Origin of the sequence: Thalassospira profundimaris, from assembly GCF_003326795.1 — a bacterium.
Taxonomy (GTDB): domain Bacteria; phylum Pseudomonadota; class Alphaproteobacteria; order Rhodospirillales; family Thalassospiraceae; genus Thalassospira; species Thalassospira profundimaris_C.
Map to the genome: position 1 here is coordinate 263,294 of NZ_JPWI01000003.1, position 25,952 is coordinate 289,245.

A 25,952-nucleotide genomic window follows, 5' to 3' on the forward strand; every position below is an offset into this window, starting at 1 on the left:
TCAAAGATCACCAAAGAAAAAGGCCCCGATCAGGGGCCTTTTTTGATTCTGTGGTTACGACCCGGAATACATTGTCCCTATAGGAGGTGACATATTTCAGGATGACACAAAACAAAAAAGGGGCTGGAAAAAGCCAGCCCCTTGTCGTTTTCCGACAGGCGGAGAACTTAGTATTTGAACGGAAGTACACGTGCCTGTGCAAATGCTGCTTCCGAGAATTTCGACCATGCGATCGACTGGGTGCGGAATGCTACGAGGCTTTCGAATACTTCTTTCGACAGCGGGTTGGATGCAACCAGATCACGCAGAACTTCGCCCGACAGTTTGCCAAGGTTGGTCAGAATGTCGTCAGAGAACGGACGAACATCTACACCGTGCTTGTTGCGCAGGGTGTCGAGTGCCTGAACGTTACGTGCGGTAAACTCGGACAGAACCATCTGGTTAACTGCACGGTTGGCCTGCTCGACGATGGCTTTCAGATCATCCGGAAGCGCATTCCATGCATCCAGGTTGATGAAGTTGTCGAGAACGGTCGCCGGTTCATGCCAGCCCGGATAGTAGTAGTATTTCGCCGATTTATAGAGACCGAACGCCAGATCGTTGTACGGACCAACCCACTCGGTCGCGTCAATTGCGCCCGACTGAAGTGCCGGCGGAATTTCACCGCCCGGAAGGTTCACAACGTTTGCGCCAGCTGCTTTGACAACTTCGCCACCAAGGCCAGGAATACGCATTTTCAGACCCTGATAGTCTGCAATGGTGTTCATTTCCTTGTTGAACCAGCCGCCCATCTGGGTGCCAGTGTTGCCCGACGGGAAGAACTTACAATTCAGTTCAGCATAGACCTTGTCAGCAAGTTCCTGACCGCCACCCCACTGGAACCATGCATTCTGTTCCTGGGCGTTCAGGCCAAACGGCATTGCCGCAATATACTGGGTGGCATCAACTTTACCTTTCCAGTAGTAAGGCGCGCCGTGGCCCATTTCGACGGTGCCGTTGCCGACAGCATCAATTGCTTCGAATGCCGGAACGATTTCACCAGCACCAAATACGGTGACTTTCAGGCGACCGTCAGATGCTTTGGTGATGTATTCAGCAAGAAGGTTTGCGCCAGTACCAAGACCCGGGAAGTTTTTCGGCCAGGTCGTGACCATACGCCATTCACGGACGTCCTGCGCGAGTGCCGGTTTGGCAAAAGTCGATGCAGCAGCAGTCGCACCTGCTACAGCAGCGCCAGAAAGAAATTGGCGACGTTTCATTAGTTACAGCCTCCCAAAGATGCAAGCTCATGATTTATATGTATCAAAGCCGGTTCACCGGCTTTGTACCGCAGCTTATATGCGTCTTCGGGTGCAGGCAACCGGGGATCGAGTTGTTCTCTTGGACTTTAGTCTAATCTAATGGGGCGGTTTGCTCAGATTGTCAGGAACCACTACTGGGCCCGGTTTCCTCCATTGGCACCCACTGGCCATTTCGGAAACCTTCAAGTGGCTGGAACCGCATCTTGTAGGACATCTTGCGGCATTCACCGATCCAGTACCCAAGATAGATATGAGGTAAATCAAGAAGTTGGGCTTCTTCTATGAGGTCGAGGACGATGTATGTGCCCAGCCCACGCTTGTGTTCGGACGGATCAAAGAAGCTGTAAACAGCCGAAAGCCCGTCAGCCAGATTATCGATCAATGCAACAGCAATCAGACTGTTATCCGGACGACGATACTCATAGACAGACGTTTCAATCGTGCTGTCTTCGATCATCGCCCGATAGTCACGGGCATCCATGCGCGCCATGTCACCATTTCCGTGACGTGCATCCTGATAGGTACTGAACAGTTGATATTGTTCCTGGGTCGCGACTGCGGGTAATACGGTTCGGGTCAGATCACTGTTTTTGTTCTGGATACGACGGAAAGAACGGCTGCTTTCAAATTCGGCGCATCGGACACGAACAGGAATGCAGGCATTGCAGTCGCTGCATGCCGGAAGATAGGCTATTGAATGGCTGCGACGAAAGCCTGCCCGTGACAGTAAATCATGGATATTATTCGCTTCTGGTCCGCGCAGCTCTGTAACCAGTTTGCGCTCAAAGCGGCCGGGCAGGTAGGGGCACGGCATCGGGGCAGTCATGAAATAGTGCTGCGTAAGGCGGCGCTGATTAACTGTCATCTGGTGTTTCTCAATCCCGACCACATCTGATCATCTATCTTAAGAGATTAAGCGTTATTTATGACAGTTTAAAGGTCATCCCACCAAAAGAGCTGTCAAATTTGCAAAACCGGAATTGCCAGATCAGGGCTGTGATGGAACAGAGAAGGTTGGACGACGCGGTGTCGTACCCGGTGCCGCAGGTTCTGACGGCTGGGCAGTGGGCGCGCCATTGGAAGATGGTAATACAGAACCATTTCCGTTTTGCGTTCCGTTCTCAAGTTCTGATCGTTCGCCTGTGCCTCGGAGCAAGGTGATGCTGATACGGCGGTTGGTTTCATTTTTGGGGTCTTCAGGTACCAGCGGATCCGTGTCAGAAAGGCCCGCAACCTTTGCAAAGCGACCGGTGTCAAGTCCGAGGTCTTCAAGCGTGCGTCGTGTCGCCAAGGCACGATCAGCGGAGAGTTCCCAGTTTGAGTAACCATCCGTACGATTAAATGGCACTGCGTCGGTATGGCCCTCAATCGAGACGTCCTGAGGCATCTTTTCGATGACGGCCGCTACCTTATCAAGCAACAAGCGCGTGTGATCAGCCATTTCAGCACTGCCACTCGGGAACATGGATGTGCCGTCTTCATCAAGAATCTGGATACGAAGACCTTCGGGGGTTTCTTCGATCCGGATGTTTTTCTCAAGACCCTGAAGCTCGGGACTTTCTTCGATAGCCTTTAGAAGTTCTTCCTTGGCTTCATTGAATTCCTGTTCTTCCATCTGTGCTACCCGGATGGCTTCTCGCTCGTCCGGGGATTGCTGTGGCGGAATTTCCATGCTGACTGTCGGCATTCCGAATTCGGAGCGCTGAGCGCCTTCCTCGGCAAGACTGGTGCCACCCAGAACCCCGCCGGAGCCCGAATCATTTTGCGAAATCGTTTCAGGGGTGAAATACATTGAAACACCCTGAAGTTGTTCTTCCGTGGCGCTTGAAAGCAGCCAAAGCAACAGGAAGAACGCCATCATAGCCGTGACAAAGTCAGCATAGGCAACTTTCCACGAGCCACCATGATGGCCGCCATGTCCGCCTTTTTTGACCTTTTTGATTACGATATCAGGCATGTGCGATGCAAATTCCGTGGGTTACTGGTTCTGTTTCTGCAAGGCAAAGGAAAATCAGGCTGACGGCGCATCCTGCAAGGCATCTTCAAGCTCCTTGAAGCTCGGCCGAACGGTGGACGGCAGCGTTTTGCGGGCAAATTCAACGGAAACCTGCGGGGCATAGCCCTGCATGTGACCAATCAGGGCCGCTTTCATACAGCTGAAATATTTTCCGTCCTGATCCAGCGTCTTCTTGATGATTTCCGACGTCGGACCAACAAAGCCATAGGACGCGAGAATACCAAGAAACGTACCGACGAGAGCAGCTGCAATCAAACCACCAAGAATTTCCGGCGGTTCGGTAACCGAGCCCATTGTGACAATCACACCAAGCACGGCTGCAACAATGCCCAGACCGGGAAGGGCGTCGCCCACTGTCTGGATGGCGGCCGGGACCATGTGATCTTCTTCGTGATGGGCTTCAAGTTCCTGATCAATGACCGCTTCAAGTTCATAGGCATTGGTGGTGCCAAGGGTCAGAAGACGCAAATAGTCACACAGGAATTCAACGGCATGATGGTCTTTCATCAACTCGGGGAAATTGCCAAAAAGACTGGAGCCTTCGGGATTCTCTACATGGCTTTCAAGTGCAAGATCACCCTTCGATTTCGCCAGTCGGAAAACAGCATAAAGGCAAACAAGAAGCTCGACATAGGCCGCTTTCTTTTTGGGCCCCTTAAGTGCACGGATCGTATAAGCAATCGACTTTTTAAGGATGCTCATAGGGTTGGCAATCAGGAATGTACCAAACGCAGCACCGAAAATGATAAGCACTTCAAGGGGTTGGATAAGGACACCAATGTCGCCGTGGGGCAAATAACCGCCAAGAACAGCGCCAATCACCACGACATACCCAATGATCAAAAACATTCTTATTATTCCCCGCTAGCCCAGGACGATTATCGGTTCAGTCCGCAACATGTTCCCAAGACCCAAACCCGATCATGGTTGCAGACAAAGTCCATCTGGCATCTATATGACACTATTAGCTTTTAATCTTATTAATATCCCGTTTAAATCTGCTGTGAGTTAGGTTTGACAGATCGAAGTTTAATCGCCATTTTCCCCAAGCCTTTTACGGGGTCGTACTTCAATAGGTTTAGTCAGCAAGAGCATTCTTCAATATGTCATTCTCTCCGCGCGATTTCCGCGACTGTCTTGGTCAGTTCACAACCGGCGTTGCCGTTGTGACCACGCGGGCCGAAGATGGTTCCAAAGCGGGCATCACGATTAACAGTTTTGCGTCTGTTTCGCTTGATCCGGCACTGGTTCTTTTTTCCGTAGATCAGCGTGCGGCGACACATGCCTTGTTCGCCGGTTCTTGCACGCGTTTTTGCATCAATATTCTTCGTCAGGACCAACAGGCGATCTCTGAACTGTTTTCCGCACCGGGGCAGAATGGCTGGGAAACGGTCGGGTTTGAAGATGATGGTCACGGTATGCCACGCCTGAGAGGCTCGTTGGCGGCGTTTTCGTGTAAACGCCACGCCATTCATGATGGTGGCGATCACAGCATCATTGTCGGCCATGTCGATAATCTTGTGATGGGCGAAACGGGGGAGCCGTTGCTTTATTACGGCGGCCGTTATCGTGGCCTTAAAAGCGAATAACTATTAATGAAAAACGGGCCGTGTGGATTGTTCCAGCGGCCCGTTTTTTTATTTTCAGATATCCAGGGAATTTTGATCAGTCGAGCGACGTATTGCCAAGCAAGCGTCCGCCAAACCCTGCCTTGATCAGGCGTTCAATCACTTGCTGGGCATGGCCGGTATCACGCACTTCCAGCACCATATCGACATCGGTCTGCTTTGCCGGAACGTCGTAAAAATGACGCTGGTGATAAACTTCGATGATATTGGCTTCTTCTTCACCGATCAGCGTGCTGATGGTTGCCAGAGCACCCGGCACATCGGGAATTTCGATGCGAACACGTACAAGGCGACCCTGGCGGGCCATGCCACGCATCAGGACCTGTGCCAGAAGGCGGGTGTCAATATTGCCGCCACTGACGATCAAGCATACTTTCTTGCCTTTGAACTTTTCAGGATGATCGAGAAGGGCGGCAAGCGGCGCTGCACCTGCACCTTCGACCACGCTTTTTTCAATCTCGATCAGCATCTGAATGGATCGTTCAATTGAGCTTTCCTCGACCAGAACCACTTCGTCGAGCTTTTCCTTGCAGATTTCAAGTGTCAGGCCGCCGGGTTGTTTGACGGCAATGCCCTCGGCAATTGTAACGCCACCGCCGGTATATTCGTCACCACGAATGCCTTCATACATGCAGGGATAAAGCTTGGTTTCAACGCCAATGATTTCGATGTCTGGGCGGCGCGATTTGACCGCGGTTGCGATACCTGATGCAAGTCCGCCACCGCCAATCGGGACAACGATGGTATCGATATCAACGTTCTCATTCAGAATTTCGAGACCGACTGTGCCCTGACCGGCAATGATATGCGGGTCGTCAAACGGATGTACAAAGGTAAGTCCGCGTTCCTGCTGGATGCGACCGGCAGCTTCAAGGCTTTCGGCAAAGACATTGCCGGTCAGAACGACTTCAGCGCCGTGGGAACGGGTATGATGGACCTTGGTAAAGGGCGTGTTTTTCGGCATCACGATGGTTGCCGGGATGCCCAGACGCTTGGCGTTATAGGCAACGCCCTGTGCATGGTTTCCGGCGGATACGGCAATGACGCCTTTTTCGCGCTCTTCGGGTGTCAGGCTTGCCAGTTTGACATAGGCACCGCGTTCCTTGAAGGAAGCGGTATATTGCTGGTTCTCAAGCTTAAGATAAACTTCTGCCTGACAAATCGATGAAAGTGTTAATGATTTTACCAGAGGTGTCTTGGCAACGATGCCTTCAAGCAAACCGGATGCGCGTACAACGTCGTGATAGGAAACAGTCATAATTTCCATGCTCCTGCGGCCACCATCTTTGTGGTGTGGTGGCAATAATATCATGTAATGGGTGAGAAACGGTATTTAACCGGACCTGTCATCCGCAGATGACAGGGATCACATTCGCAGGTCGGAAATCCCAATAATCATGGCCATCGCACCGGCACCAAGCGTCGGACGGGAATGCGATGAAGGGATGTCAGTATATGCAGACATAGCCATGTTCTTTCTGGGTTAGGGATGTGTTTCGAAAGGCAGCTTTGCGGATTAGGGCGCCAAGGTCAAGTACAGCAATAGAAAAACCGGGTTGCATGAACTGCAACCCGGCCAAGTACAACGCCTGGCATGGGGAATCCGGCGTTATTCCATGTTGAGGATAACCGTTTTCTTGTAGGTGAAATGTTCAAGCATGCTTTCAAGCGACGCTTCCTTGCCTAGGCCCGAGAGCTTGATGCCGCCATAGGACAGGTTTGGCTGCACAACAAGGTTCTGGTTGACCTGAACAAAGCCGGCTTCAAGCCGTTTGGTGGCAACCAGTGCCGTTTTCAGATCCGTCGTCCAGACCGTGGCAGCAAGGCCAAAGTCGCTGTCATTGGCAAGTTCAAGGGCCTCTTCAAAGGTCTTGAACTTGAAGACACACGCCACCGGACCAAAGATCTCCTCACGTGCGACGCGAGCATCCGGATCGACATTGGTGAAGATCACGGGGCGCACAAAGAGGCCGTCGGAAAGCTCCGGATCGGTGGGCAGGGCGCTCAGTTGATGTTTGGTCGCACCCTCTTTTTCGCCGATATCGATGTAACCCGATACCTTGTCGAACTGTTTGCGATTGATGATGGTGCCGATGTCGGTCTCTTCATCAAGCGGGTTGCCCATTTTGAGTGCATTAACCTTGTCAATCAGCCGCTTAACGAACTCATCATGAAGTTTTTCATGAACAAGCATACGCGAGGAGGCCGTACAGCTCTGGCCCTGACGGGTGAAGCGCATACCACCGATTGCGCCGGCCACGGCCTTGTCGAGGTCGGCATCATCCATAACGATCATGGGCGACTTGCCGCCAAGTTCGAGGGTGACCGGAATAAGCTTTTCGGCTGCGGCCTTGTAAACCGTACGACCGGTCTCGACAGAGCCGGTGAAGGAAACCTTTTTGACATCCTTGTGCGCGACAAGCGGGCCGCCACAGGTTGGGCCAAAACCCGAAAGGATGTTCAAAACACCGGCCGGCAGGATTTCCTGCATGATCTGACAGACGCGCAACACGGTAAGAGGGGTGTCTTCAGCCGATTTTACAACGACCGAGTTGCCAGCAACCAGTGCCGGGGCAACTTTGATCGCCATCAGAAGAAGCGGTACGTTCCAGGGAATGATCGCACCAACGACACCAACGGCTTCGCGGGTGGTCAGCGTCATCATATTTGGATTAAACGGAACAGTTTCGCCCTTGAGCTCTGATGCAAGACCGCCAAAAAAGACGAACATGTCGGCAAGAACCGATGCCTCGACGCGGCTTTCGGTGCGCAGTGCCTTACCCGATTCCAGTGCGACAAGACGACCGAGTTCTTCGGTGTGTGCCATCAGGACACGGCCGCATTCCGCAACCAGCTTTCCACGTTCGCGTGCCGGGCGTTCCGCCCAGTCCTTTTGTGCTGCCTTTGCAACCGCAACTGCAATGCCCACATCATCAGAGTCACCGTCGGCTGCCTGTCCGATAACCTTGCCTGTGGCGGGATTGATAACGTCAAAGGTCTTGCCGTTCTTCGGGGCAACAAGCTTGCCGTTGATCAGATGATGGCCGGAAAGTTCAGTTGCCAGTGACATCGGATCAAGGTTCGGTTCGAAAGGCATTTCAGGCTCCCTGTGGGTTGGCGTGCAGTCACGGTTTTTGCGTGGGGCGCACGATATAGGTTATTTGGTATTGGTTTACCAAATTATCGACAGCAGAGAGCAATATCAAGATCAATTCGTCTTTCCGGACATGACAGTTCCCAAAAGGGCTGGTAACCTGAAACAGCAAAAAGGCCAGCCCGGCGGCGGTACGTGTCTGGGCGCCTGCATTCCGTAAACGATGGAGTATTTATGCCACGTCATTTCGATACGACGTTCGATGTTGTTAAGGAACTCAAACCTTCCTATCCGGTCTATTGTCTAAGACCGAATATCCTTCGAGAAACAGCGCAGCGCTTTGTCGAAATGTTCCCGGGCGACGTCCTTTATGCGGTGAAATGTAATCCGCATCCTGAAGTCATGCGTTATTTGCACGAAGGCGGCGTGCGTCATTTCGATACGGCCTCGCCAGAAGAAATCGCGCTTGTTCGTCGCCAGTTCCCGGGAATGAAGGCCTATTTCATGCATCCGGTCAAAAGCCGCGATGCCATTCGTAATGCCCACCGGGTTTTCGGTATTGATCACTATGTGATTGATACAGTCGAGGAACTTGAAAAAATCCGTGAAGAAACGGAAGGCGACAAGAAGCTTGTGATCCATGTCCGTCTGGCAACACCACCGGCCGGGGCGACCTATAATCTCTCAGCGAAATTTGGTGCGCGCCCGATGGTCGCTGCCGAGCTTCTGAAGAAGGTCGATGAATATGGCTATGAAGCGGGTTTGTGCTTCCATGTCGGGTCGCAATGTACAACGCCGAATGGCTATCGGATCGCGGTTGAGCTGATCCGTCAGGTCGTCGATTTTTCAGGTGTTCAGGTTCGGCATATCGATGTCGGCGGCGGTTTCCCCGGCCAATATATGAACCAGCGCGGCGCCAGCCTTGAAGAATTCATGGACGAGATCAAGGATTGCATCCGCTGGCTTGATATGCCCGACACTACATTCATGTGTGAGCCGGGCAGGGCGCTTGTTTCAAGCGGGGTTTCCCTGATTACACAGGTGCATCTGCGTAAGGAAGACACCCTGTTTATCAATGATGGTGTCTATGGCAGCCTGTCGGAAACCGTGACCGGGCAATTGCGTTATCCTGTGCGACCCTTGCGAATCAATGGTGAATTCAATCAGGAAGAAACACTTGATTTCACCATCTATGGTCCGACCTGCGACAATATGGATGTTCTTCCGGCAGCCGTATCGCTTCCGGCGGATATCCGCGAAGGGGACTGGATCGAATTCGGGCATATCGGGGCCTATAGCAATGCGCTTGCAACCCATTTCAACGGGTTCTTCCCGGAAATGCAGGTGACTGTGGGCGAGGCATTCCCGTTTGTGGATGGTGAATTCCCTTACGTGGCCTGATGCAGAAATGGCTACAGTGACGGGCAAACAGGAGATCCCCTGTTTGCCCGTTTTCAGATACAGTGTTGCTCAGAAAATTAACGTTATCGGTAAAAAGGTACTTGTTTACCGATAATGGTTGGTTGCACTATGTTGCCCGAAATCAGGACCGGCAGGGAGCCGGTCGGGAAATAGACTTGATCGGGGAAACAGCACAGTGACCAACAGCCTTTTTATGCGCATCCGTGACCGGTTTCCGGCGGACCTTTCATCGGTACTGATCGAGACATCGACGGGCAAGACCTATAGCTATGGACAGGCGGATGTTGCATCGGCGCAAATTGCGGGTTTGCTGACCGGGCTTGGTGCAAAGAAAGGCGACCGTGTCGCAGTCCAGGTTGATAAATCCCCCGAAGCCCTTTTTCTTTATCTTGGCTGCATTCGTGCCGGTCTGGTCTATTTGCCGCTCAATACGGCCTATCAGGCTGGCGAGCTTGCCTATTTCATGGATAACGCGTCCCCCGTTATCTTCGTCTGTCAGCCACATCGTAAGGATGAGGTAGCGGCAATTGCCAATGATCAGGGCGTGGAACATGTTCTGACGTTGGGGATGAATGGCGAAGGCAGTCTGATGAGCGGTGCACAATCTCAATCGGGCGACTTCGCCCCGGTGCCCTGTGCGGATGAAGACCTGGCGGCGATCCTTTATACATCGGGCACCACCGGCAAGCCCAAAGGGGCGATGATGACCCAGATGAACCTGTGGTCCAATGCTGCAACCCTTGAAAAGTTGTGGGGATTTGATGGCAACGATATCCTTTTACATGCCTTGCCGATCTTCCATACCCACGGACTATTCATCGCATGCCATTGTGTGATGCTTTCGGGGGCGAAGATGTTTTTCCTGCCGAAATTCGATCGTGATCAGGTGATGGCGCTTCTGCCGCGGAGCACGGTGATGATGGGGGTTCCGACATTTTATGTTCGCCTGTTGTCCGGGGATGATTTTACCGCCGAAACGACTGCCAATATGCGGCTGTTTATTTCTGGTTCGGCACCGCTTCTGCCGGAAACCTTTACTGCGTTTGAGCAGCGGACTGGCAAGGCATTGCTTGAACGCTATGGCATGACCGAGATGGGGATGGCGACATCGAACCCGCTGGATGGCGAACGGATCGTTCATACAGTTGGTCCGGCCTTGCCCGATGTTGATGTTCGGGTTTGTGACGCGGACGGCAATGTTCTTGGTGTTGATGAAGTCGGTGTTCTGGAGGCTCGCGGCCCCAACGTTTTCGCCGGGTACTGGCAAATGCCGGAAAAAACCGCAGAAGAATTTCGCAAAGACGGATTCTTCATCACCGGTGATATCGCCAAGATTGATGCCAAGGGATATGTCCACATCGTTGGACGTGCGAAGGATCTGGTGATTTCAGGTGGATTTAATGTCTATCCGAAGGAAATCGAAACGCTGATCGACAAGATGGATGGTGTTGACGAAAGTGCCGTGATCGGTGTTTTGCATCCCGATTTTGGTGAAGCGGTTGTTGCGGTTATTGTCCCTGAGAACAATGGAACATTGACCGAAGATGGTATTATCGGGGGAATCAAATCGCAACTTGCCAACTTCAAGGTTCCCAAACGGGTATTCTTTGTTGACGAGTTGCCGCGCAATGCAATGGGCAAGGTTCAAAAGAACATTCTGCGCGAGGAATATAAATCCCTGTTTGCGAACTAGATTACCGGGGCCAAAGATTGGGGCCGATATCCTGGATCCAGAATACAGATAAAGAAAACCCCCGGCAAAACTGCCGGGGGTTTTCTTAGGACGCTACGGTCGTGGCTTAGCGACCGAAAGCAACACGGTGTGCTACATCGTCGATCATGTCGCGGTTCAGACCGATGTCGGCCAGTTCGCGCGTATCAAGTTTACGCAGCGCTACCTGGGTCTGGTACTGAATGCGAAGAGCGCGAAGGAAAGCAAAGATTTTAGTTACGATCATTTCATCACCTATTTCAAACCGGCCGATTGTTCGGCGTCTGTTCAGATAACCGGCATGTTCTCACCGCTGTATTCCGTGTCGGAATAGTTGTCTGGTTTGACGTGTCGGTTTGTTTCCAATGTATCGAATGATCATCTGCCTGGTGGCGCATTTACCAGTCGATACGTCCTATTCATTTCGTGAGGGCAATCTATGCCTGTCGGGTGCGTTAATCCAATGCGTTTTTTGCATGGCAGCGGCTTATAAAGCGCAGAAAGTCACTGAATTGCAATGAATTGGCTATATTTCCGTCACATTGTCACGGTTTCGAAACTTTTATTGCTATGCTAATGGCGCATGGCTAATGAAATTGCGTGGTGCCCTTTGGTTGATTTTATGAAAATCGCGTCGCGCATATGAATTCAGATGTATTTTGGGTCGCAATCTGGATGAATAGGCCGTAATTTGCGCTACCAAACGCCCAGACAGGAGAACCTATAATGAGCATCAATCGGCCGCGGCTGAATTTTGCCCAGGCTATCGACGCCTACTTGCACTATGCGCCGCGCTTGCCGCAGGTGCAGGACGATGCCGTTCCCGAAAAAACCGATTACATTGACAATTTGCTATCGGTCGCAGATCAGTTCGATCTGATCGTGTTTGATGCGTTTGGTGTGCTCAATAGTGGGCCGACGGCTATCCCCGGTGCTGTGAAAACCGTCGCAACCCTTCAGGATATGGGTAAGAAAATTGCCGTCGTGACCAATGACGCGTCAAGCTCGGCTGAAGCGATTCTCGCCCGTCACCGCAAACGTGGCTTTGATTTCGACAATAGTAACCTGATCAGTAGCCAGCAGTTTGTCGCGCCTCTTATGGCAGAACATCCCGAGATTGCGCGTTGGGGGGCGATGGCGCCGGTCCATTGGCCGTTCCATATCCTGCCGGGACAGGTGGAGCCGCTTGGCGCAGATCGCGACTTGTATGACCGGGTTGGCGGTTTCCTGTTGATTGATTCGGAAAACTGGTCGGATGAGCAGCAGAATATGTTGCAGGACAGTCTTGCTGCCAATCCGCGGCCGATCCTTGTGGGGAATCCTGATATCTGCGCGCCGATGGGGGATTTCCTGTCAGTGGAGTCCGGTTACTTTGCCCATCTTGCCGCTGATGCCTGTGGCGTAATGCCAAAATGTGTTGGCAAACCGTATCATCACGTTTTTGAAGAAGTCCTGCGCCGTCATCCGGGTGTTGACCGGCAGCGTGTTCTGATGGTTGGCGATACGGTTCATACCGATGTTCTCGGCGGTCTGGCATCAGGCATCAAAACCCTTCTTGTGCATCAGGGCGGTTTCCTTGACGGGCAGGATATCGAAGGCGTGTTTGCCAGATCGGGTCTGCGTCCGCACTTCTGCGCGCGCGCGATTGGTCATGGCATATCAGACGACGTTGCCGAACCTGCCTGCTGCGCATAGGGCTTCGAACTTCATTCCATGCAAAAGGGCCTCAATCGAGGCCCTTTTTTGTGTCGCGTGTGTTGAAGTGACGCTTAACCTTCCAGCGCCTCGGCAACTTCAATGGCGCTATAGGTCAACACGCCAGACGCCCCCGCACGTTTGAAGCATGACAGTGTTTCAATCGCACAGCCGATGTAATCAAGCCAACCATTCTGGCCTGCCGCGCGCAACATCGCGTATTCGCCTGATACCTGATAGGCAAAGACCGGCACGCCGAATTCCTGACGAACGCGATAGAGCACATCCAGATAAGGCAGCCCCGGTTTGACGATGACCGAATCTGCTCCTTCATCAAGATCATAGGCGACTTCACGCATGGCTTCGTCACTATTGGCCGGGTCAAGTTGATAGGTTTTCTTGTCGGCCTTGCCAAGTGCGCTTGCCGAGCCGATTGCATCGCGGAACGGGCCATAGAAGGATGAGGCATACTTGGCTGAATAGGCCATGATCTGGACGTTCTTGAGGCTTTCGGTTTCAAGAACCTTGCGGATTGCCTTGATACGGCCATCCATCATATCGGATGGTGCGACCACATCGCAGCCTGCCTGTGCCTGAACCAGTGCCTGACGCACAAGCGCTTCGGTCGTTTCATCATTAAGGATCTGACCATCGACGACGATGCCGTCCTGACCATCGGAATTGAATGGATCAAGTGCGACGTCGGTAATCACCCCGATGTTGGGGCAGGCATCCTTGATCGCCTTGGTGGCGCGACAGACAACGTTATCAGGGTTATAGGCCTCTCGCGCATCCTTGGTCTTAAGGCTTGCATCGATATAGGGGAACAGTGCCAGTGCCGGGATGCCAAGTTTCTCGGCATGTTTTGCGGTTTCAACCAGTACATCGACCGACTGGCGTTCAACGCCGGGCATGGACGGGATCGGGGTGCGCTGATTGGTTCCGTCAATAACGAATACCGGCAGGATCAGATCATGGGCTGTCAGTCGGGTTTCCGCGACCATCCGGCGCGACCAGTCGGTCATGCGGTTGCGGCGCTGGCGGGTGCTTGGAAAGGTGCCATAGGCGAATTTGTTGACCATGATCTGTTCTCTGTTCTGTGGATCTGGGCGAAGCCAGGGTGGACAGGCCAATTTATGGGACAGAATTCACGCGCAATCAACCATTGCTGGCAATTTGTAAGCGTGCGCGCATGGTCAGAAGATAAACCGGGATAATCAGGGCAAGGAAACTGGCGGTAATAGCAAAGGCCGTGACAAGGCCTGCTACCTGTCCGATGGCACCAATAATCGGCGGACCCGCCATGATCGCGGAATAGCCGGTTGCGGCAATGATTGATACGACTGCTCCGCCTCCTTTTCCGGTAGCTTGAGATGCCGCGGACAGTAGCAACGGCAAAATGACAGCAAGCCCCATTCCGGCAACACCACAACCAATCCATGCGACAATATAGTGCGGGGAAAGGGCGATGATGAAAGTGCCAACCGATGCCAGAACCGAACTTGTAAGCAAAACCGGAGCCCGTCCAAACTTCATGACCAGTGCATCACCGGAAAGTCTGGTGACGGCCATGGCGCAGGAATAAATGGCAAAGCCGACAGCAGCCATTGTTGCTCCCGATGACAGTTCGGAATTCATAAAGACGGTTGCCCAGTCGGTAATAACACCTTCGCCGAATTGACCGATAAAGGCGCAGACACCGAATGGTAAAAGCATAAGGAACATGGGGCGTTCCTTTTTGGTGCGGGCGGTTTCCAAGGCTTGTTTGTCAGCTCTGTCTTTTGTGTTCTGTGAGGTCTGATGGTCCGGCAGAAGTTTGGCTTGGGCGAAAACATGAGCGATCAAAAACACGGTCAGAATCACAGGCAGGTGCAGGGCGTTGTCAAAGGGCAGGGCAAACCAGGCTGCCGCAATCCCGGCACCCGCAAAACCACCCAGACTCCAGAAACCGTGAAGACCGGACATGATGCTGCGACCCTTGGCGCGTTCAACATTCAGGCCATTGGCATTCATGGCTATATCAAGAAATGCGCCGGAAAAGCCCAGGGCAAACATGGCAATCGAAATGCTGAGATAGGATTGCATCAGAACCGGGATGCCAACGGCAATGAAATAAACCAGTCCGGAATAACGCACGACCAGTTCGCTTCCGATACGGTCAGAAAGCCGTCCGGCAATCGGCATAACGGCAAGAACGCCAATTGCCGCTGCCAGCAAGATGCCGCCAAGTTCATCATGACCAAGGCCAAGGCGTTCCTGTACCAGCGGGATATGCGGAACCCAGCTTGAAAAGGCGGCGCCATGTAAAAAGAAAATGGCGCGTACCCGATTATGGGCCTGATTGTAAGTTTGCATCTGTGGCGGCTCCGCATGATGGGGCGTAACGAGGGGAAGGTTAGGCCTGAACAATATTGATGCCGCGTTTGGCATAGTTTTCGAGATAGCCGGACGACAATTTGCGGCCTGTCACGAGACGGGAAATGGCATCAATGTCACAGACCCGGTGCGGCAGGCTGGTTTCAAGTTTGTCCGCGGTGGCAATGGCGATGATTTCGGCTGATTGCGCAATCATCGCGGCCTTTGATGCCCGTTCCTGCTGATGACTGGTTGAAAGGCCAGCCTCGGGATGAAGAGCGCACGTGCCTAGCAACGCAATATCAGCATTGTACTTACGGATCTCGTCAATCGTTGTCGGGCCACATACCACCATGTCGTTCTTGAGCATTGTGCCGCCCAGCATGATCACTTCGGCATTGGGGTGGCTTGAAAGTTCGACCGCGATCATCGGGTTTACCGTAATCACGGTGCCCCGAAATGATGGTTTGAGATGGCGGGCCACTTCGCAAATAGTGGTGCCACTGTCAAAGAAGACGACAGCATCATCGGCAATCAGATCGCGTGCCGTTTTCTGTGCAATCGCGGTGCGTTCCGGCTGAAGGTCTCGAGCGCGTTCTTCATATGTTTCTGTCGGCTTGTTTGGCAGGACTGCGCCGCCATGGATGCGGCGCAAATGACCTTCATCCTCCATCTGGCGCAGATCGCGCCGGATGGTATCAAGGGAGGCATGAAACAGGGCTGCCAGATCATGAATATGAACCGTCCCCATATTGCGCAAAAGTTTCAGGATTTCATCCTGACGTGTGATAACGCTCGACATGGTGTTTGCCTGTTTTGCATGTTGTGCATGTTTTGCCGATTTGTTATGCCGGTTTTACGGACGGGTCAATGAAAAACCGGCCGAACATTCGTTCGACCGGCTTTGTAAGGCGACATGAAGTGACGTGATTATCAGGCTTTATCAAGGGCCTGCGTCAGGTCTGCCAATATATCGTCGATATGTTCGATCCCGATGGACAGGCGCACATATCCGTCCGTAACACCGGAAGACAGGCGGTCCTGTTCGGAAAGCTGGCTGTGAGTCGTGGTTGCCGGATGAATGGCAAGAGAACGCGTATCACCGATATTGGCGACATGATAAAACAGCTCAAGCGCGTTGATGAATTTCTCGCCTGCGTCTTTGCCGCCAGCCAACTCAAAGCCCATAAGAGATCCGTAGCCACCTTTAAGATAGGTGTCAGCACGGCGGCGGCTTTCACCATCCTGTTTACTGGGGTGAATGACTTTGGTGACTTTCGGGTGGGATGCCAGGAAGTCGGCAACCTTGTTAGCGTTCTCGCAGTGACGTTCCATGCGCAGTGGCAACGTTTCCATGCCCTGAATGGTCTGGAATGAGTTGAACGGCGATGCCGCAGCCCCGATGTCACGTAGAACGGTGCAACGCAGCTTGATCGCATAGGCCACAGGACCAATCGGTTTGACGGCCTGTGTCCAGACCGCACCGTGATAGCTGGGATCGGGTTCGTTCAAAAGCGGGAAGCGTTTCGCATGTTTTTCCCAGTCAAACTTGCCGGAATCGACGACAACACCACCAACCGAGGTTCCATGACCGGCAATGAACTTGGTGGTTGAATACATCACGATGCTTGCACCATGTTCGATCGGTTTGCAGATCACGGGCGCGGCAGTGTTATCAACGATCAGCGGAATGCCAAGTTCGTCACCAATATTGGCAACTTCGCGGATCGGGAATACCTGCAATTTAGGGTTGGGAAGGGTTTCGGCATAAAAGGCGCGGGTTTTGTCGTCGCTCAATTTGCGGAAGCTTTCCGGATCTGACGGATCGGCAAAGCGAACTTCAATTCCCATTTGCTTGAAGGTATTCGCAAACAGGTTCCATGTGCCACCATATAGATCGGTAGAGCTGACAATATTGTCGCCAGCCTGTGCAATATTCAGAACCGAAAAGGTTGACGCAGCCTGCCCGGAGCCAAGTGCAACTGCAGCAACGCCACCTTCAAGGGCGGCAATGCGCTGTTCAAGCACATCGTTGGTCGGGTTCATCAGGCGGGTATAGATATTGCCAAGTTCCTTGAGTGCGAAAAGATCAGCAGCATGCTGGGTATCGCGGAACTGATAGCTGGTGGTCTGATAAAGCGGTACGGCAACGGATCCCGTGGTCGGGTCAGCGCGATAGCCTGCATGAAGGACGATGGTTTCCGGTTTCGTGGACGACATAATGGGTTTCCCTGAATTATCGTTATTCCTGACGCCGACAAGGTAAGCTGACAGTGACGTACTCAGCAAGAAACAATTGGTGAAGTCAGCTACGTGAATGCACGTAAATCGTGTGATTTACCAATATTGTGATAATTCGGTACTATTATACCGAATGAATTGACAAGAGGGTGTTTTCACGTTTACGTAAAGGGAAAACAGATAAACTTCAGAGGCGGCGATCCAATGGAATTCAACCTGTCTGACGATCAGCAGGCATTTGCCCAAGCTGCGCGTGATTTTGCCCAAAATGAAATGGCGCCATATGCAGGGGAATGGGATGCAAAACACATCTTTCCCGAGGAAACCCTGCGCAAGGCTGCCGAATTGGGCTTTGCTGCAATTTACACGCGCGAAGAGTTCGGCGGAACAGGCTTGGGTCGTCTTGATGCAGCGGTAATTTTCGAAGAATTGGCGGCAGCATGCCCGTCAACGGCGGCTTATATCTCGATCCATAATATGGCGTGCTGGATGATTGATACATTTGGCTCCGATGAACAGCGCGCCAAATTTCTGCCCAAACTCGTCACAATGGAACATTTCGCCAGCTACTGCCTGACTGAGCCCGGTGCCGGGTCCGATGCAGGATCGCTTCGCACACGTGCGGTCCGTGATGGCGACCATTATATTCTGAATGGTGAGAAGGCTTTTATTTCCGGAGGATCTCGTAGTGACATATATGTTGTCATGGCGCGTACGGGGGATGACAGCCCGAGCGGCATTTCGACATTCATCATTCCCAAGGATGCCGAAGGACTATCGTTCGGAAAGCTCGAGGAAAAGATGGGCTGGAACAGTCAGCCAACCTCGGCCGTTATCTTTAGCAATTGCAAGGTGCCGGTCGAAAACCGACTGGGCGAAGAAGGCGAAGGCTTCAAGTTCGCCATGAAGGGGCTTGATGGCGGTCGCCTGAATATAGCGGCCTGTTCGATTGGCGGTGCCCGCGCGGCGATGGAGCACGCGCGCGATCATATGAAAGTCCGCAAACAGTTCGGTAAAAGCCTTGATCAGTTTCAGGCGCTACAGTTCAAGTTTGCCGACATGGTGACCGAGCTCGAAGCTGCGCGTTTGATGCTGCATAAAGGTGCCTGGAAGCTTGATCTCAAGAGCGATGATGCAACCCAGTTCTGCGCGATGGCCAAGCGTTTCGCCACAGATATCGGATTTGAAGTCTGTAACCAGGCGCTGCAACTCCATGGGGGCTATGGATATATTCGTGAATACCCGATCGAACGGCTGTTACGTGATCTGCGCGTGCATCAGATTCTTGAAGGCACCAACGAAATCATGCGCCTGATCATTTCCCGTGCCGCCCTGAAAGACTAAGTCATGAGCAATAGTTCAAATATGTCCGATACCGAAGCACCCGTTCTGTTTTCGCAACAAGGCGCAGTTGGTCAGATCGTTCTTAATCGTCCGCGTGCGCTGAATGCGCTTGATCTGACAATGGTCGATATGATGATGGGGCAACTGAAATCCTGGGAAGCTGATCCGTCGATAAAGGTTGTTGTGATTGAGGGGGCAGGCGAGAAGGCCTTTTGTGCCGGTGGTGATATTCGTGGTCTTTATGAGGCCCGCAAGATTGATGACGAAGAGATGCTTGATGCGTTCTATCGTCGTGAATACCACCTTAATCACTATATTGCCCGGTATCCGAAACCCTATATCGCGCTCATAGACGGGATCACTATGGGCGGTGGTGTCGGCGTGTCGATTCACGGTCAGTTCCGTGTGGTAACCGAGCGTACTCTGTTTGCGATGCCCGAAACGGGGATCGGATTTTTCCCCGATGTCGGTGGCGGGTATTTCCTGCCACGATGCCCGGGAAATATCGGCATGTATCTTGGCCTGACCGGTGCGCGCATCAAGGCAGCCGATTGCCTCTATGCCGGGCTTGCCACCCATGGTGTTACGGCAAGCAATCTTGACAGGCTCAAGGCGGATCTGGCGGTGGCATCCTATGACACAGGTGCCAGTGCTGTTGTTGTTGAAATTCTCGATCGTCACAGTACGCATTTTGACGCAGCGCCAATGGCTTCACTTAGAACACAAATCGACCGTACGTTTGCCGGAAACAGCGTTGTTGCTATTTTCGAGGCGCTGGAACGAGAGGAAAGCGACTTTGGTGCCGAAACGCTCGCTATTCTGTCTGGAAAGTCGCCAACAGCACTTTGTGCGAGCTTCGAGCAGATTCGTCAGGGCAAGGACATGTCATTGGCCGAAGTCCTGAATATGGAGTTCCGGATGTCGCAGAGGATGGTCTGCAAGCCTGATCTGTTTGAAGGTGTTCGTGCTGTCATTGTCGATAAGGACCATGCCCCGAAATGGCAACACGGTGATATCGGCCAGGTCGATCCGCGCGAGGTTGCAGAATATTTCGAGCCACTTCCAGAAGACAAAGAACTCAATCTTTAGAATGTATTGGGCTGAATTTCGGTCCCGAATGATCAAAACAATGATCCCGCAGGGGATGGCAGAGGAGACTTCTAATGGCGAATATCGGTTTTATCGGTCTGGGCAATATGGGTGGCCCGATGGCGGCCAATCTTGTTAAGGCCGGACATGCGGTCAAGGTCTTTGACCTTTCGGCAGATGCGGTGGCAAAGGCAATTGATGCCGGTGCAGGCAAGGCGGCATCAATTGCTGCGGCTGCAACTGATGTTGATTTTGTCGTAACTGTTCTTCCGGCCGGGAAACATGTTCTGTCCGTTTATGAAGGGCCAGACGGCGTTATTGCAAATGCCAAGGCGGGGACTGTCCTGATTGACAGCTCAACCATTGAAGTTGATGCGGCGCGCAAGGCATCTGAAATTGCCCGTGCGACCGGTCTTGGGGCGGTGGATGCGCCGATTTCCGGTGGCACTGCCGGTGCTGCGGCCGGAACGCTTACCTTTATGGTTGGTGGCTCTGATGCCGATTTTGCCAGTGCAAAGCCGATCCTTGAGGGTATGGGCAGCAATATCATTCATGCGGGCGATAGCGGTGCAGGGCAGGCGGCTAAAATCTGCAACAACATGGTTCTGGGTGTCAGTATGATTGCGGTGTCCGAGGCCTTCATGCTCGCCAAACGCCTTGGGCTGGATGCGCAAAAGCTGTTTGATATTTCGTCCAAGGCATCCGGTCAGTGCTGGTCTCTGACAAGTTACTGCCCTGTTCCGGGGCCGGTTCCGACATCGCCGGCCAATCGCGATTATCAGCCCGGTTTTGCGGTTGATATGATGCTGAAGGATCTCAAGCTTGCCCAGCAGGCAGCAGCGTCGTCCGGGGCGACCACGCCGATGGGGGCTTTGGCCGAAAGTCTTTATGCGCTTTATTCCAATGGCGGGAATGGCGGCATGGACTTTTCGGCCATTGTCAAAATGCTTGATGGTGAAAAGTGATATCGTTCATCCAATGATCACAAAAACGGGTCCGGATTTCCGGGCCCGTTTTTGTTTGGTATTGCGTTGTTCGAGAATGGGCGCAAAATAGGGCTATACTTATTTCCAGGGATCATCTGTGCGATAATGACCACGCGGCATAACACATCAAACGAGATTTATTTTGAACTTCGACAGGTGGGTTCCTATCTGCGTTGTACGGCCATTGATGGCAAGACGGGTGTGGAAGTGACTGTTGCTGGGCCTGTGAGTCGGAATCCTGAGCAATTAAAGCGGGTCGCTGTACAAAAACTTGAATACGTCCTTAAAAAGGGATAATGTATACAATATAAAGAGCGGGTGGCTCGCCTTGTCAGTGTTTTATTCCAATATCAAAACCTGATTTGGTGATTTTCACTAAAATCTCAAAGCTGCTTGCAGCCTTTGAACACATGTGTCTAAGGTTCACGCTCTAATCGCGCTTTCGGTAGTAAGAACCACAAACAGAATGGTCGGCTCCGAAGGTTAAAACCGGGTCATACCCGATAACAATAAGACGGAGGCTTCGCGGGTTTGCAAGGGGGCAAAGGGGAGACTATGTCTCATCCAATCAATACATATATATGTGGCTTGATGCCTTCTGCCGAGCTGGCGAAGACCTTGTTTGTCTGTGCCAAATCTAAGGTTGTGCAATGGATTGGGCTTATTTCCTACAACAATTGATCAATGGTCTGACGCTGGGAGCCATTTATGGTTTGATCGCTATCGGTTATACGATGGTGTACGGCATTATCGGCATGATCAACTTTGCGCATGGCGAGATTTATATGCTCGGTGCGTTTCATTCCCTGATCACCTTCCTGATCTGTCAGGCAGCCGGGATCAGTGGGATCCTTCCGCTTACGCTTCTTTTGATGCTGTTCGTTTCAATGGTTCTGACCTCGATCTACGGTTGGGGCGTTGAACGGGTAGCATACCGGCCACTGCGCGGATCATTCCGTCTGGCAGCTCTGATTTCTGCCATTGGTATGTCGATCTTCCTGCAGAACTTCGTTCAGATTTCGCAGGGTGCGCGCGTCAAGCCGATGCAGCCGCTTGTTGAGGGCGGTATCACTCTTATGGAAAGCGCGAATTTCGACGTTCAGCTTAGCTATATGCAGATCGTGATTATCGTTCTGACATTCGTGCTGATGGTCGTCTTCTCGCTGCTGATTGCCAAGACGTCTCTGGGGCGTGCACAGCGTGCTTGCGAACAGGACCGCACGATGGCGGGACTTCTGGGCGTGAACGTTGACCGTACGATTTCCACGACCTTCGTTATGGGTGCTGCTCTGGCATCTGTCGCAGGTATGATGGTGACCCTGTATTACGGTGTTATTGACTTCTATATCGGCTTCCTCGCCGGTGTTAAGGCTTTCACCGCCGCCGTTCTTGGCGGTATCGGGTCGCTTCCAGGTGCGATGCTTGGTGGATTGCTGATTGGTCTGATTGAAGCATTCTGGTCGGGGTATCTCACAATCGAATACAAGGATGTTGCGACGTTCGGTATTCTGGTTCTTGTGCTGATCTTCCGTCCGTGGGGTCTGCTCGGCAAGCCGGAGGTTGAGAAAGTCTGATGTCTTCTGCATTTGCTTCATCTCGTACCAACGGCTCGGAAATTGTTAAGGAACTCGCGTTCTTTGCAGTTGTCGCGCTACTGATGTCCGTCATGATCCTCGGTGTCGAGACGGTTGACCGTCCGACCGGCCTCGAACTTGCGGTTCGCTGGGATCTTGTCCTGCTGGCGATTGGCTCGACCGTTGTCGGGCGGCTGGCATTGATCATCCGTCGCGAAAGCATTTCGCGGCTCGTTCAGGCAGTCTTGATTACGATAACTGCGGTTGCCGTCTTTGAGATGTTTGTGCGATTCCGTGACATGGATGATCGCTGGGCATCCCCGGTGAGCTTCGATATGGCGCTCAGCAGTGCTGTCAGCTCCGTTGTCGCCTTGGCCTTTATCGCAATCGTCTTTGCAATCGCCTATTTCTCGATGAAGGAAAAAGGTGTTGTCGAAGTAGAGGAAAGCGAAAAGCTGTCATCGAAAATTCAGCTGGCCTATCGCTCGAACACCAAAAAGATCGGTCTGGTGGGGATTATCTTCTTCATCATCTTCCCGTTCATTTTTGGCGAGAACCGTTCGGCAATCGACCTTGCCACCCTTGTGATGATCTACATCATGCTGGGCTGGGGCCTGAATATCGTGGTCGGTCTGGCGGGGCTTCTCGATCTTGGTTATGTGGCTTTCTATGCAGTCGGGGCTTATTCCTATGCATTGCTGTCGCAGAACTTCGATCTGAGCTTCTGGCTCTGCCTGCCGCTTGCCGGTATCTTTGCTGCAAGTTTCGGCATTATTCTCGGCTTCCCGGTTCTGCGCTTGCGTGGTGACTATCTGGCCATCGTGACACTGGGCTTTGGTGAAATCATTCGTGTTGTTCTTATCAACTGGTATGATTTGACTGGCGGTCCGGATGGGATTTCATCCATCGAACGTCCAAGCTTCTTTGGTTTGGCCGATTTCTCGCGCCGAGTGCCGGAAGGGACCATCGGCTTTAACGAGCTGTTTGGCATGGAATATTCGTCCATGCATCGCCTGATCTTCCTGTACTACCTGATCCTTGCTCTGGCTCTTGTGACGAACTTTGTCACCATGCGTCTGCGCAAGCTTCCGATCGGTCGTGCATGGGAAGCACTTCGTGAAGACGAGATTGCCTGCCGTTCTCTGGGCATCAACCCGACGAACACCAAGCTTTCTGCTTTTGCGATTGGTGCAATGTTCGGTGGTTTTGCCGGTGCGTTCTTTGCAACCCGTCAGGGCTTTATCAGCCCGGAAAGTTTCACCTTCCTTGAATCTGCTGTGATTCTCGCGATTGTGGTTCTGGGGGGCATGGGTAGTCAGATCGGTGTCGTTCTTGCGGCAATCGTGATGATCGGTTTCCCGGAAATGTTCCGTGAACTTGCCGAATACCGCATGCTGATCTTTGGTGCAGGTATTGTTGCCATCATGCTGTGGCGTCCGCGCGGTCTGTTGTCCTTCCGTGACCCGACCATTCTGCTCAATATGAGCCAGAAAGAAAAAGTTGCCGGAGAGTTGAAATGACCGACAACAAACTGCTTGAAGTCGAACACCTGACCATGCGTTTCGGTGGTCTGGTTGCAATTGATAACCTTAGTTTCACCGCAAACAAGCGTGAAATCACGGCCATCATCGGCCCGAACGGCGCAGGTAAAACCACGGTGTTTAACTGCCTGACCGGGTTCTATGTTCCAACCGAAGGACGTCTGACGCTACATGCTGACGACGGTCCCCGTTTGCTGGAACGTACCGAAGGGTTCCGTATCCCGCGTAATAACGGTGTTGCACGTACTTTCCAGAATATTCGCCTGTTTACCGGGATGACTGTTCTGGAAAACCTGATCGTTGCGCAGCACAACCGCTTGATGGAGGCATCTGCTTTCTCCATCGCCGGTCTGTTCAACCTTGGCCGCTATTCAAGGGCGGAAAAGGCAGCGATCGAAAAGGCCGAGTTCTGGCTGAACAAGGTTGGTCTGTATGATCAGGCTGACTGGAATGCCGGTAACCTGCCATACGGTTCCCAGCGTCGTCTGGAAATCGCGCGTGCAATGTGCACTGACCCGTCACTTTTGTGCCTGGACGAGCCGGCTGCGGGGCTTAACCCGCGTGAGTCGGCGGAACTGAATGTCCTGCTGCAGAGCATCCGTGACGATCAGGGCGTTGGCTGTCTTCTGATCGAACATGACATGAGTGTCGTGATGCAGATTTCCGACCATGTGATCGTTCTTGATTACGGAAGAAAGATTGCCGATGGCAATCCCGAAGCCGTCAAGAATGATCCGGCTGTTATCCGTGCCTATCTTGGCGAAGATGAGGATGACGAGCTTCCGCCGGAAGTTGCCGCTGACCTTAATGTTGATCCGAATGCGCACTGAGGGAGTTTATCGATATGTCCATGCTTAAGATCGAAGGTGTTCATACCTTCTATGGCAATATCGAAGCCCTCAAGGGCATTGATATGGAAGTCAACGAAGGTGAAATCGTTACGCTTATCGGCGCCAATGGTGCCGGTAAGACCACGCTGCTGATGACTTGTTGCGGTTCGCCGCAGGCAAGCAAGGGGCGCATCCTGTTTGAAGGTAAGGATATCAGTCGCATGCCGATGCATGAGATCTGTAATCTTGGCATTCAGCAGTCGCCCGAAGGCCGTCGCATTTTCCCGCGTATGTCGGTTTATGAAAACCTCCAGATGGGCGCAATCACCCAGGATCCGAAACATTTCAATTCGGATCTCGAAATGGTGTTTGATCTGTTCCCGCGCCTGAAGGAACGTATTAACCAGCGTGCAGGGACCATGTCCGGTGGTGAGCAGCAGATGCTGGCAATTGGCCGTTCCCTGATGGGGCGTCCGCGTCTTCTTTTGCTTGATGAGCCGTCGCTTGGTCTTGCGCCGCTTGTCGTTAAGCAGATTTTCGAGACCGTCCAGAAGATCAACCGTGAAAACAAGGTAACTGTTTTCCTTGTCGAGCAGAATGCATTCCATGCACTCAAGCTCGCACATCGCGGTTATGTGATGGTCAATGGCAACATTACGCTCTCGGGTACGGGTGCGGAACTTCTGGCAAACCCGGAAGTGCGCGCAGCTTATCTCGAAGGCGGCCACTAGGGAGATCTGATATGGAATCGATCACTGGTACCAGCATTGGCGTTACGATCGGTATCACCATCATTCTGATGGGGTTCTGTTCGTTTATGACCGGGCAGGCAATCGCCAACACATGGCGACCGTCCTATCAGCTCGTGCCTTATGGCTTGCTGCTTGGCCTTGTTGACCGTTTCTTGGTCTATGCGTTGTTCGAAGGCGAGCTTCTTTCGCTTTCCGGCTACATTTTTGACACGGCGATCCTGTTTGTTATCACCTTCGCAGCCTTCCGTCTGACGCAGGTAAACAAGATGTTGTCGCAATATCCGTGGCTTTATGAACGCATTGGGCCGTTTGCATTCCGCGCGCGTGAAGGGGCGGATGTGCGTTGATTTTTGTGGTGACGTTTTGCGTCAC

At 52.5% G+C, this 25,952-nt stretch carries 24 protein-coding genes; 13 read left to right on the forward strand and 11 right to left on the reverse strand.

The window, feature by feature from the left end:
- Nucleotides 1-167: 167 nt before the first annotated feature.
- The 4 genes from TH30_RS07345 to motA form a co-directional block, all read right to left on the reverse strand.
- A complete protein-coding gene (locus tag TH30_RS07345; RefSeq protein ID WP_114097424.1) occupies nt 168-1,259 on the reverse strand; it encodes a TRAP transporter substrate-binding protein in 1,092 nt (363 codons plus the stop codon).
- A gap of 163 nt (nt 1,260-1,422) precedes the next feature.
- Nucleotides 1,423-2,166 carry an arginyltransferase gene (locus tag TH30_RS07350; protein ID WP_114097425.1) on the reverse strand — a complete coding sequence of 248 codons (744 nt, stop codon included), beginning with the start codon at nt 2,164-2,166 and terminating at the stop codon, nt 1,423-1,425.
- 123 nt (nt 2,167-2,289) lie between these two features.
- The gene (locus tag TH30_RS07355; protein WP_114097426.1) at nt 2,290-3,258 is read right to left on the reverse strand and encodes a flagellar motor protein MotB; all 969 of its coding nucleotides are present in this window, start codon (nt 3,256-3,258) and stop codon (nt 2,290-2,292) included.
- A 54-nt stretch (nt 3,259-3,312) separates the two neighbouring features.
- On the reverse strand, nt 3,313-4,167 hold the full coding sequence (gene motA / locus TH30_RS07360) for a flagellar motor stator protein MotA (protein ID WP_114097427.1): 855 nt from the start codon (nt 4,165-4,167) through the stop codon (nt 3,313-3,315).
- A gap of 254 nt (nt 4,168-4,421) precedes the next feature.
- On the opposite strand from motA, the gene TH30_RS07365 reads away from it, so the two are divergent.
- Entirely contained in the window at nt 4,422-4,907 is a 486-nt protein-coding gene (locus TH30_RS07365; protein ID WP_114097428.1) for a flavin reductase family protein, read from the forward strand.
- 76 nt (nt 4,908-4,983) lie between these two features.
- Here the strand turns inward: TH30_RS07365 and TH30_RS07370 are convergent, their stop codons facing one another.
- Both TH30_RS07370 and TH30_RS07375 read right to left on the reverse strand, forming a co-directional pair.
- Nucleotides 4,984-6,204 (reverse strand): threonine ammonia-lyase, encoded by a 1,221-nt coding sequence (locus tag TH30_RS07370; RefSeq protein ID WP_114097534.1) that lies wholly within the window; start codon nt 6,202-6,204, stop codon nt 4,984-4,986.
- A 351-nt stretch (nt 6,205-6,555) separates the two neighbouring features.
- A complete protein-coding gene (locus tag TH30_RS07375) occupies nt 6,556-8,043 on the reverse strand; it encodes an aldehyde dehydrogenase family protein (RefSeq protein WP_114097429.1) in 1,488 nt (495 codons plus the stop codon).
- 231 nt (nt 8,044-8,274) lie between these two features.
- Between TH30_RS07375 and TH30_RS07380 the strand changes: the two genes are divergently transcribed.
- Both TH30_RS07380 and TH30_RS07385 read left to right on the forward strand, forming a co-directional pair.
- Nucleotides 8,275-9,441 (forward strand): type III PLP-dependent enzyme, encoded by a 1,167-nt coding sequence (locus tag TH30_RS07380; RefSeq protein WP_114097430.1) that lies wholly within the window; start codon nt 8,275-8,277, stop codon nt 9,439-9,441.
- Nucleotides 9,442-9,637: 196 nt separating this feature from the next.
- On the forward strand, nt 9,638-11,155 hold the full coding sequence (locus tag TH30_RS07385; protein WP_114097431.1) for a malonate--CoA ligase: 1,518 nt from the start codon (nt 9,638-9,640) through the stop codon (nt 11,153-11,155).
- A gap of 106 nt (nt 11,156-11,261) precedes the next feature.
- Here TH30_RS07385 and TH30_RS07390 read toward each other — a convergent pair whose 3' ends face one another.
- The gene (locus TH30_RS07390; protein WP_114097432.1) at nt 11,262-11,420 is read right to left on the reverse strand and encodes a DUF1127 domain-containing protein; all 159 of its coding nucleotides are present in this window, start codon (nt 11,418-11,420) and stop codon (nt 11,262-11,264) included.
- A 479-nt stretch (nt 11,421-11,899) separates the two neighbouring features.
- On the opposite strand from TH30_RS07390, the gene TH30_RS07395 reads away from it, so the two are divergent.
- Nucleotides 11,900-12,868, forward strand: a complete 969-nt coding sequence (locus TH30_RS07395; RefSeq protein ID WP_114097433.1) for an HAD-IIA family hydrolase — start codon at nt 11,900-11,902, stop codon at nt 12,866-12,868.
- Between the two features lie 74 nt (nt 12,869-12,942).
- Here the strand turns inward: TH30_RS07395 and hemB are convergent, their stop codons facing one another.
- The 4 genes from hemB to TH30_RS07415 all read right to left on the reverse strand — a co-directional run bounded on the left by hemB (nt 12,943) and on the right by TH30_RS07415 (nt 17,443).
- Nucleotides 12,943-13,950, reverse strand: coding sequence for a porphobilinogen synthase (hemB, locus tag TH30_RS07400; protein ID WP_114097434.1), 1,008 nt, complete (start codon nt 13,948-13,950; stop codon nt 12,943-12,945).
- Between the two features lie 76 nt (nt 13,951-14,026).
- Nucleotides 14,027-15,223 (reverse strand): MFS transporter, encoded by a 1,197-nt coding sequence (locus tag TH30_RS07405; protein ID WP_114097435.1) that lies wholly within the window; start codon nt 15,221-15,223, stop codon nt 14,027-14,029.
- Between the two features lie 40 nt (nt 15,224-15,263).
- Nucleotides 15,264-16,025, reverse strand: coding sequence for a DeoR/GlpR family DNA-binding transcription regulator (locus TH30_RS07410; protein WP_114097436.1), 762 nt, complete (start codon nt 16,023-16,025; stop codon nt 15,264-15,266).
- Nucleotides 16,026-16,156: 131 nt separating this feature from the next.
- Entirely contained in the window at nt 16,157-17,443 is a 1,287-nt protein-coding gene (locus tag TH30_RS07415; RefSeq protein WP_114097437.1) for an O-acetylhomoserine aminocarboxypropyltransferase/cysteine synthase family protein, read from the reverse strand.
- A gap of 225 nt (nt 17,444-17,668) precedes the next feature.
- On the opposite strand from TH30_RS07415, the gene TH30_RS07420 reads away from it, so the two are divergent.
- The 9 genes from TH30_RS07420 to TH30_RS07460 all read left to right on the forward strand — a co-directional run bounded on the left by TH30_RS07420 (nt 17,669) and on the right by TH30_RS07460 (nt 25,927).
- A complete protein-coding gene (locus TH30_RS07420; protein ID WP_114097438.1) occupies nt 17,669-18,808 on the forward strand; it encodes an acyl-CoA dehydrogenase family protein in 1,140 nt (379 codons plus the stop codon).
- A gap of 3 nt (nt 18,809-18,811) precedes the next feature.
- Nucleotides 18,812-19,897 carry an enoyl-CoA hydratase/isomerase family protein gene (locus TH30_RS07425; RefSeq protein ID WP_114097439.1) on the forward strand — a complete coding sequence of 362 codons (1,086 nt, stop codon included), beginning with the start codon at nt 18,812-18,814 and terminating at the stop codon, nt 19,895-19,897.
- A 74-nt stretch (nt 19,898-19,971) separates the two neighbouring features.
- Nucleotides 19,972-20,862 (forward strand): 3-hydroxyisobutyrate dehydrogenase, encoded by an 891-nt coding sequence (mmsB, locus tag TH30_RS07430; protein WP_114097440.1) that lies wholly within the window; start codon nt 19,972-19,974, stop codon nt 20,860-20,862.
- A 126-nt stretch (nt 20,863-20,988) separates the two neighbouring features.
- The gene (locus tag TH30_RS22650; protein ID WP_114097535.1) at nt 20,989-21,180 is read left to right on the forward strand and encodes a DUF6898 family protein; all 192 of its coding nucleotides are present in this window, start codon (nt 20,989-20,991) and stop codon (nt 21,178-21,180) included.
- Between the two features lie 353 nt (nt 21,181-21,533).
- A complete protein-coding gene (locus tag TH30_RS07440) occupies nt 21,534-22,457 on the forward strand; it encodes an ABC transporter permease subunit (protein ID WP_068519011.1) in 924 nt (307 codons plus the stop codon).
- Nucleotides 22,457-23,977, forward strand: coding sequence for a high-affinity branched-chain amino acid ABC transporter permease LivM (gene livM, locus TH30_RS07445; RefSeq protein WP_114097441.1), 1,521 nt, complete (start codon nt 22,457-22,459; stop codon nt 23,975-23,977). The genes TH30_RS07440 and livM overlap by 1 nt, the downstream gene beginning before the upstream one ends.
- A complete protein-coding gene (locus TH30_RS07450; RefSeq protein ID WP_114097442.1) occupies nt 23,974-24,828 on the forward strand; it encodes an ABC transporter ATP-binding protein in 855 nt (284 codons plus the stop codon). Before livM ends, TH30_RS07450 begins: the two co-directional genes overlap by 4 nt.
- A gap of 20 nt (nt 24,829-24,848) precedes the next feature.
- A complete protein-coding gene (locus TH30_RS07455; RefSeq protein WP_114097536.1) occupies nt 24,849-25,559 on the forward strand; it encodes an ABC transporter ATP-binding protein in 711 nt (236 codons plus the stop codon).
- A gap of 11 nt (nt 25,560-25,570) precedes the next feature.
- Nucleotides 25,571-25,927: a DUF6867 family protein gene (locus TH30_RS07460; protein ID WP_114097443.1), complete on the forward strand. Its 357-nt coding sequence runs from the start codon at nt 25,571-25,573 to the stop codon at nt 25,925-25,927.
- Nucleotides 25,928-25,952: the final 25 nt, after the last annotated feature.

What these genes read in the sequence shown, in the direction of transcription:
- TH30_RS22650 (WP_114097535.1), top strand. Translation starts at nt 20,989, where the DNA reads ATGACCACGCGGCATAACACATCAAACGAGATTTATTTTGAACTTCGA.
- TH30_RS07345 (WP_114097424.1), bottom strand. Translation starts at nt 1,259, where the DNA reads ATGAAACGTCGCCAATTTCTTTCTGGCGCTGCTGTAGCAGGTGCGACT.
- TH30_RS07450 (WP_114097442.1), top strand. Translation starts at nt 23,974, where the DNA reads ATGACCGACAACAAACTGCTTGAAGTCGAACACCTGACCATGCGTTTC.
- TH30_RS07355 (WP_114097426.1), bottom strand. Translation starts at nt 3,258, where the DNA reads ATGCCTGATATCGTAATCAAAAAGGTCAAAAAAGGCGGACATGGCGGC.
- TH30_RS07380 (WP_114097430.1), top strand. Translation starts at nt 8,275, where the DNA reads ATGCCACGTCATTTCGATACGACGTTCGATGTTGTTAAGGAACTCAAA.
- TH30_RS07425 (WP_114097439.1), top strand. Translation starts at nt 18,812, where the DNA reads ATGAGCAATAGTTCAAATATGTCCGATACCGAAGCACCCGTTCTGTTT.
- TH30_RS07410 (WP_114097436.1), bottom strand. Translation starts at nt 16,025, where the DNA reads ATGTCGAGCGTTATCACACGTCAGGATGAAATCCTGAAACTTTTGCGC.
- TH30_RS07415 (WP_114097437.1), bottom strand. Translation starts at nt 17,443, where the DNA reads ATGTCGTCCACGAAACCGGAAACCATCGTCCTTCATGCAGGCTATCGC.
- TH30_RS07375 (WP_114097429.1), bottom strand. Translation starts at nt 8,043, where the DNA reads ATGCCTTTCGAACCGAACCTTGATCCGATGTCACTGGCAACTGAACTT.
- TH30_RS07395 (WP_114097433.1), top strand. Translation starts at nt 11,900, where the DNA reads ATGAGCATCAATCGGCCGCGGCTGAATTTTGCCCAGGCTATCGACGCC.
- TH30_RS07365 (WP_114097428.1), top strand. Translation starts at nt 4,422, where the DNA reads ATGTCATTCTCTCCGCGCGATTTCCGCGACTGTCTTGGTCAGTTCACA.
- TH30_RS07370 (WP_114097534.1), bottom strand. Translation starts at nt 6,204, where the DNA reads ATGACTGTTTCCTATCACGACGTTGTACGCGCATCCGGTTTGCTTGAA.
- TH30_RS07420 (WP_114097438.1), top strand. Translation starts at nt 17,669, where the DNA reads ATGGAATTCAACCTGTCTGACGATCAGCAGGCATTTGCCCAAGCTGCG.
- TH30_RS07350 (WP_114097425.1), bottom strand. Translation starts at nt 2,166, where the DNA reads ATGACAGTTAATCAGCGCCGCCTTACGCAGCACTATTTCATGACTGCC.
- TH30_RS07390 (WP_114097432.1), bottom strand. Translation starts at nt 11,420, where the DNA reads ATGATCGTAACTAAAATCTTTGCTTTCCTTCGCGCTCTTCGCATTCAG.
- motA (WP_114097427.1), bottom strand. Translation starts at nt 4,167, where the DNA reads ATGTTTTTGATCATTGGGTATGTCGTGGTGATTGGCGCTGTTCTTGGC.
- TH30_RS07460 (WP_114097443.1), top strand. Translation starts at nt 25,571, where the DNA reads ATGGAATCGATCACTGGTACCAGCATTGGCGTTACGATCGGTATCACC.
- TH30_RS07440 (WP_068519011.1), top strand. Translation starts at nt 21,534, where the DNA reads ATGGATTGGGCTTATTTCCTACAACAATTGATCAATGGTCTGACGCTG.
- TH30_RS07455 (WP_114097536.1), top strand. Translation starts at nt 24,849, where the DNA reads ATGCTTAAGATCGAAGGTGTTCATACCTTCTATGGCAATATCGAAGCC.
- hemB (WP_114097434.1), bottom strand. Translation starts at nt 13,950, where the DNA reads ATGGTCAACAAATTCGCCTATGGCACCTTTCCAAGCACCCGCCAGCGC.
- livM (WP_114097441.1), top strand. Translation starts at nt 22,457, where the DNA reads ATGTCTTCTGCATTTGCTTCATCTCGTACCAACGGCTCGGAAATTGTT.
- TH30_RS07405 (WP_114097435.1), bottom strand. Translation starts at nt 15,223, where the DNA reads ATGCAAACTTACAATCAGGCCCATAATCGGGTACGCGCCATTTTCTTT.
- mmsB (WP_114097440.1), top strand. Translation starts at nt 19,972, where the DNA reads ATGGCGAATATCGGTTTTATCGGTCTGGGCAATATGGGTGGCCCGATG.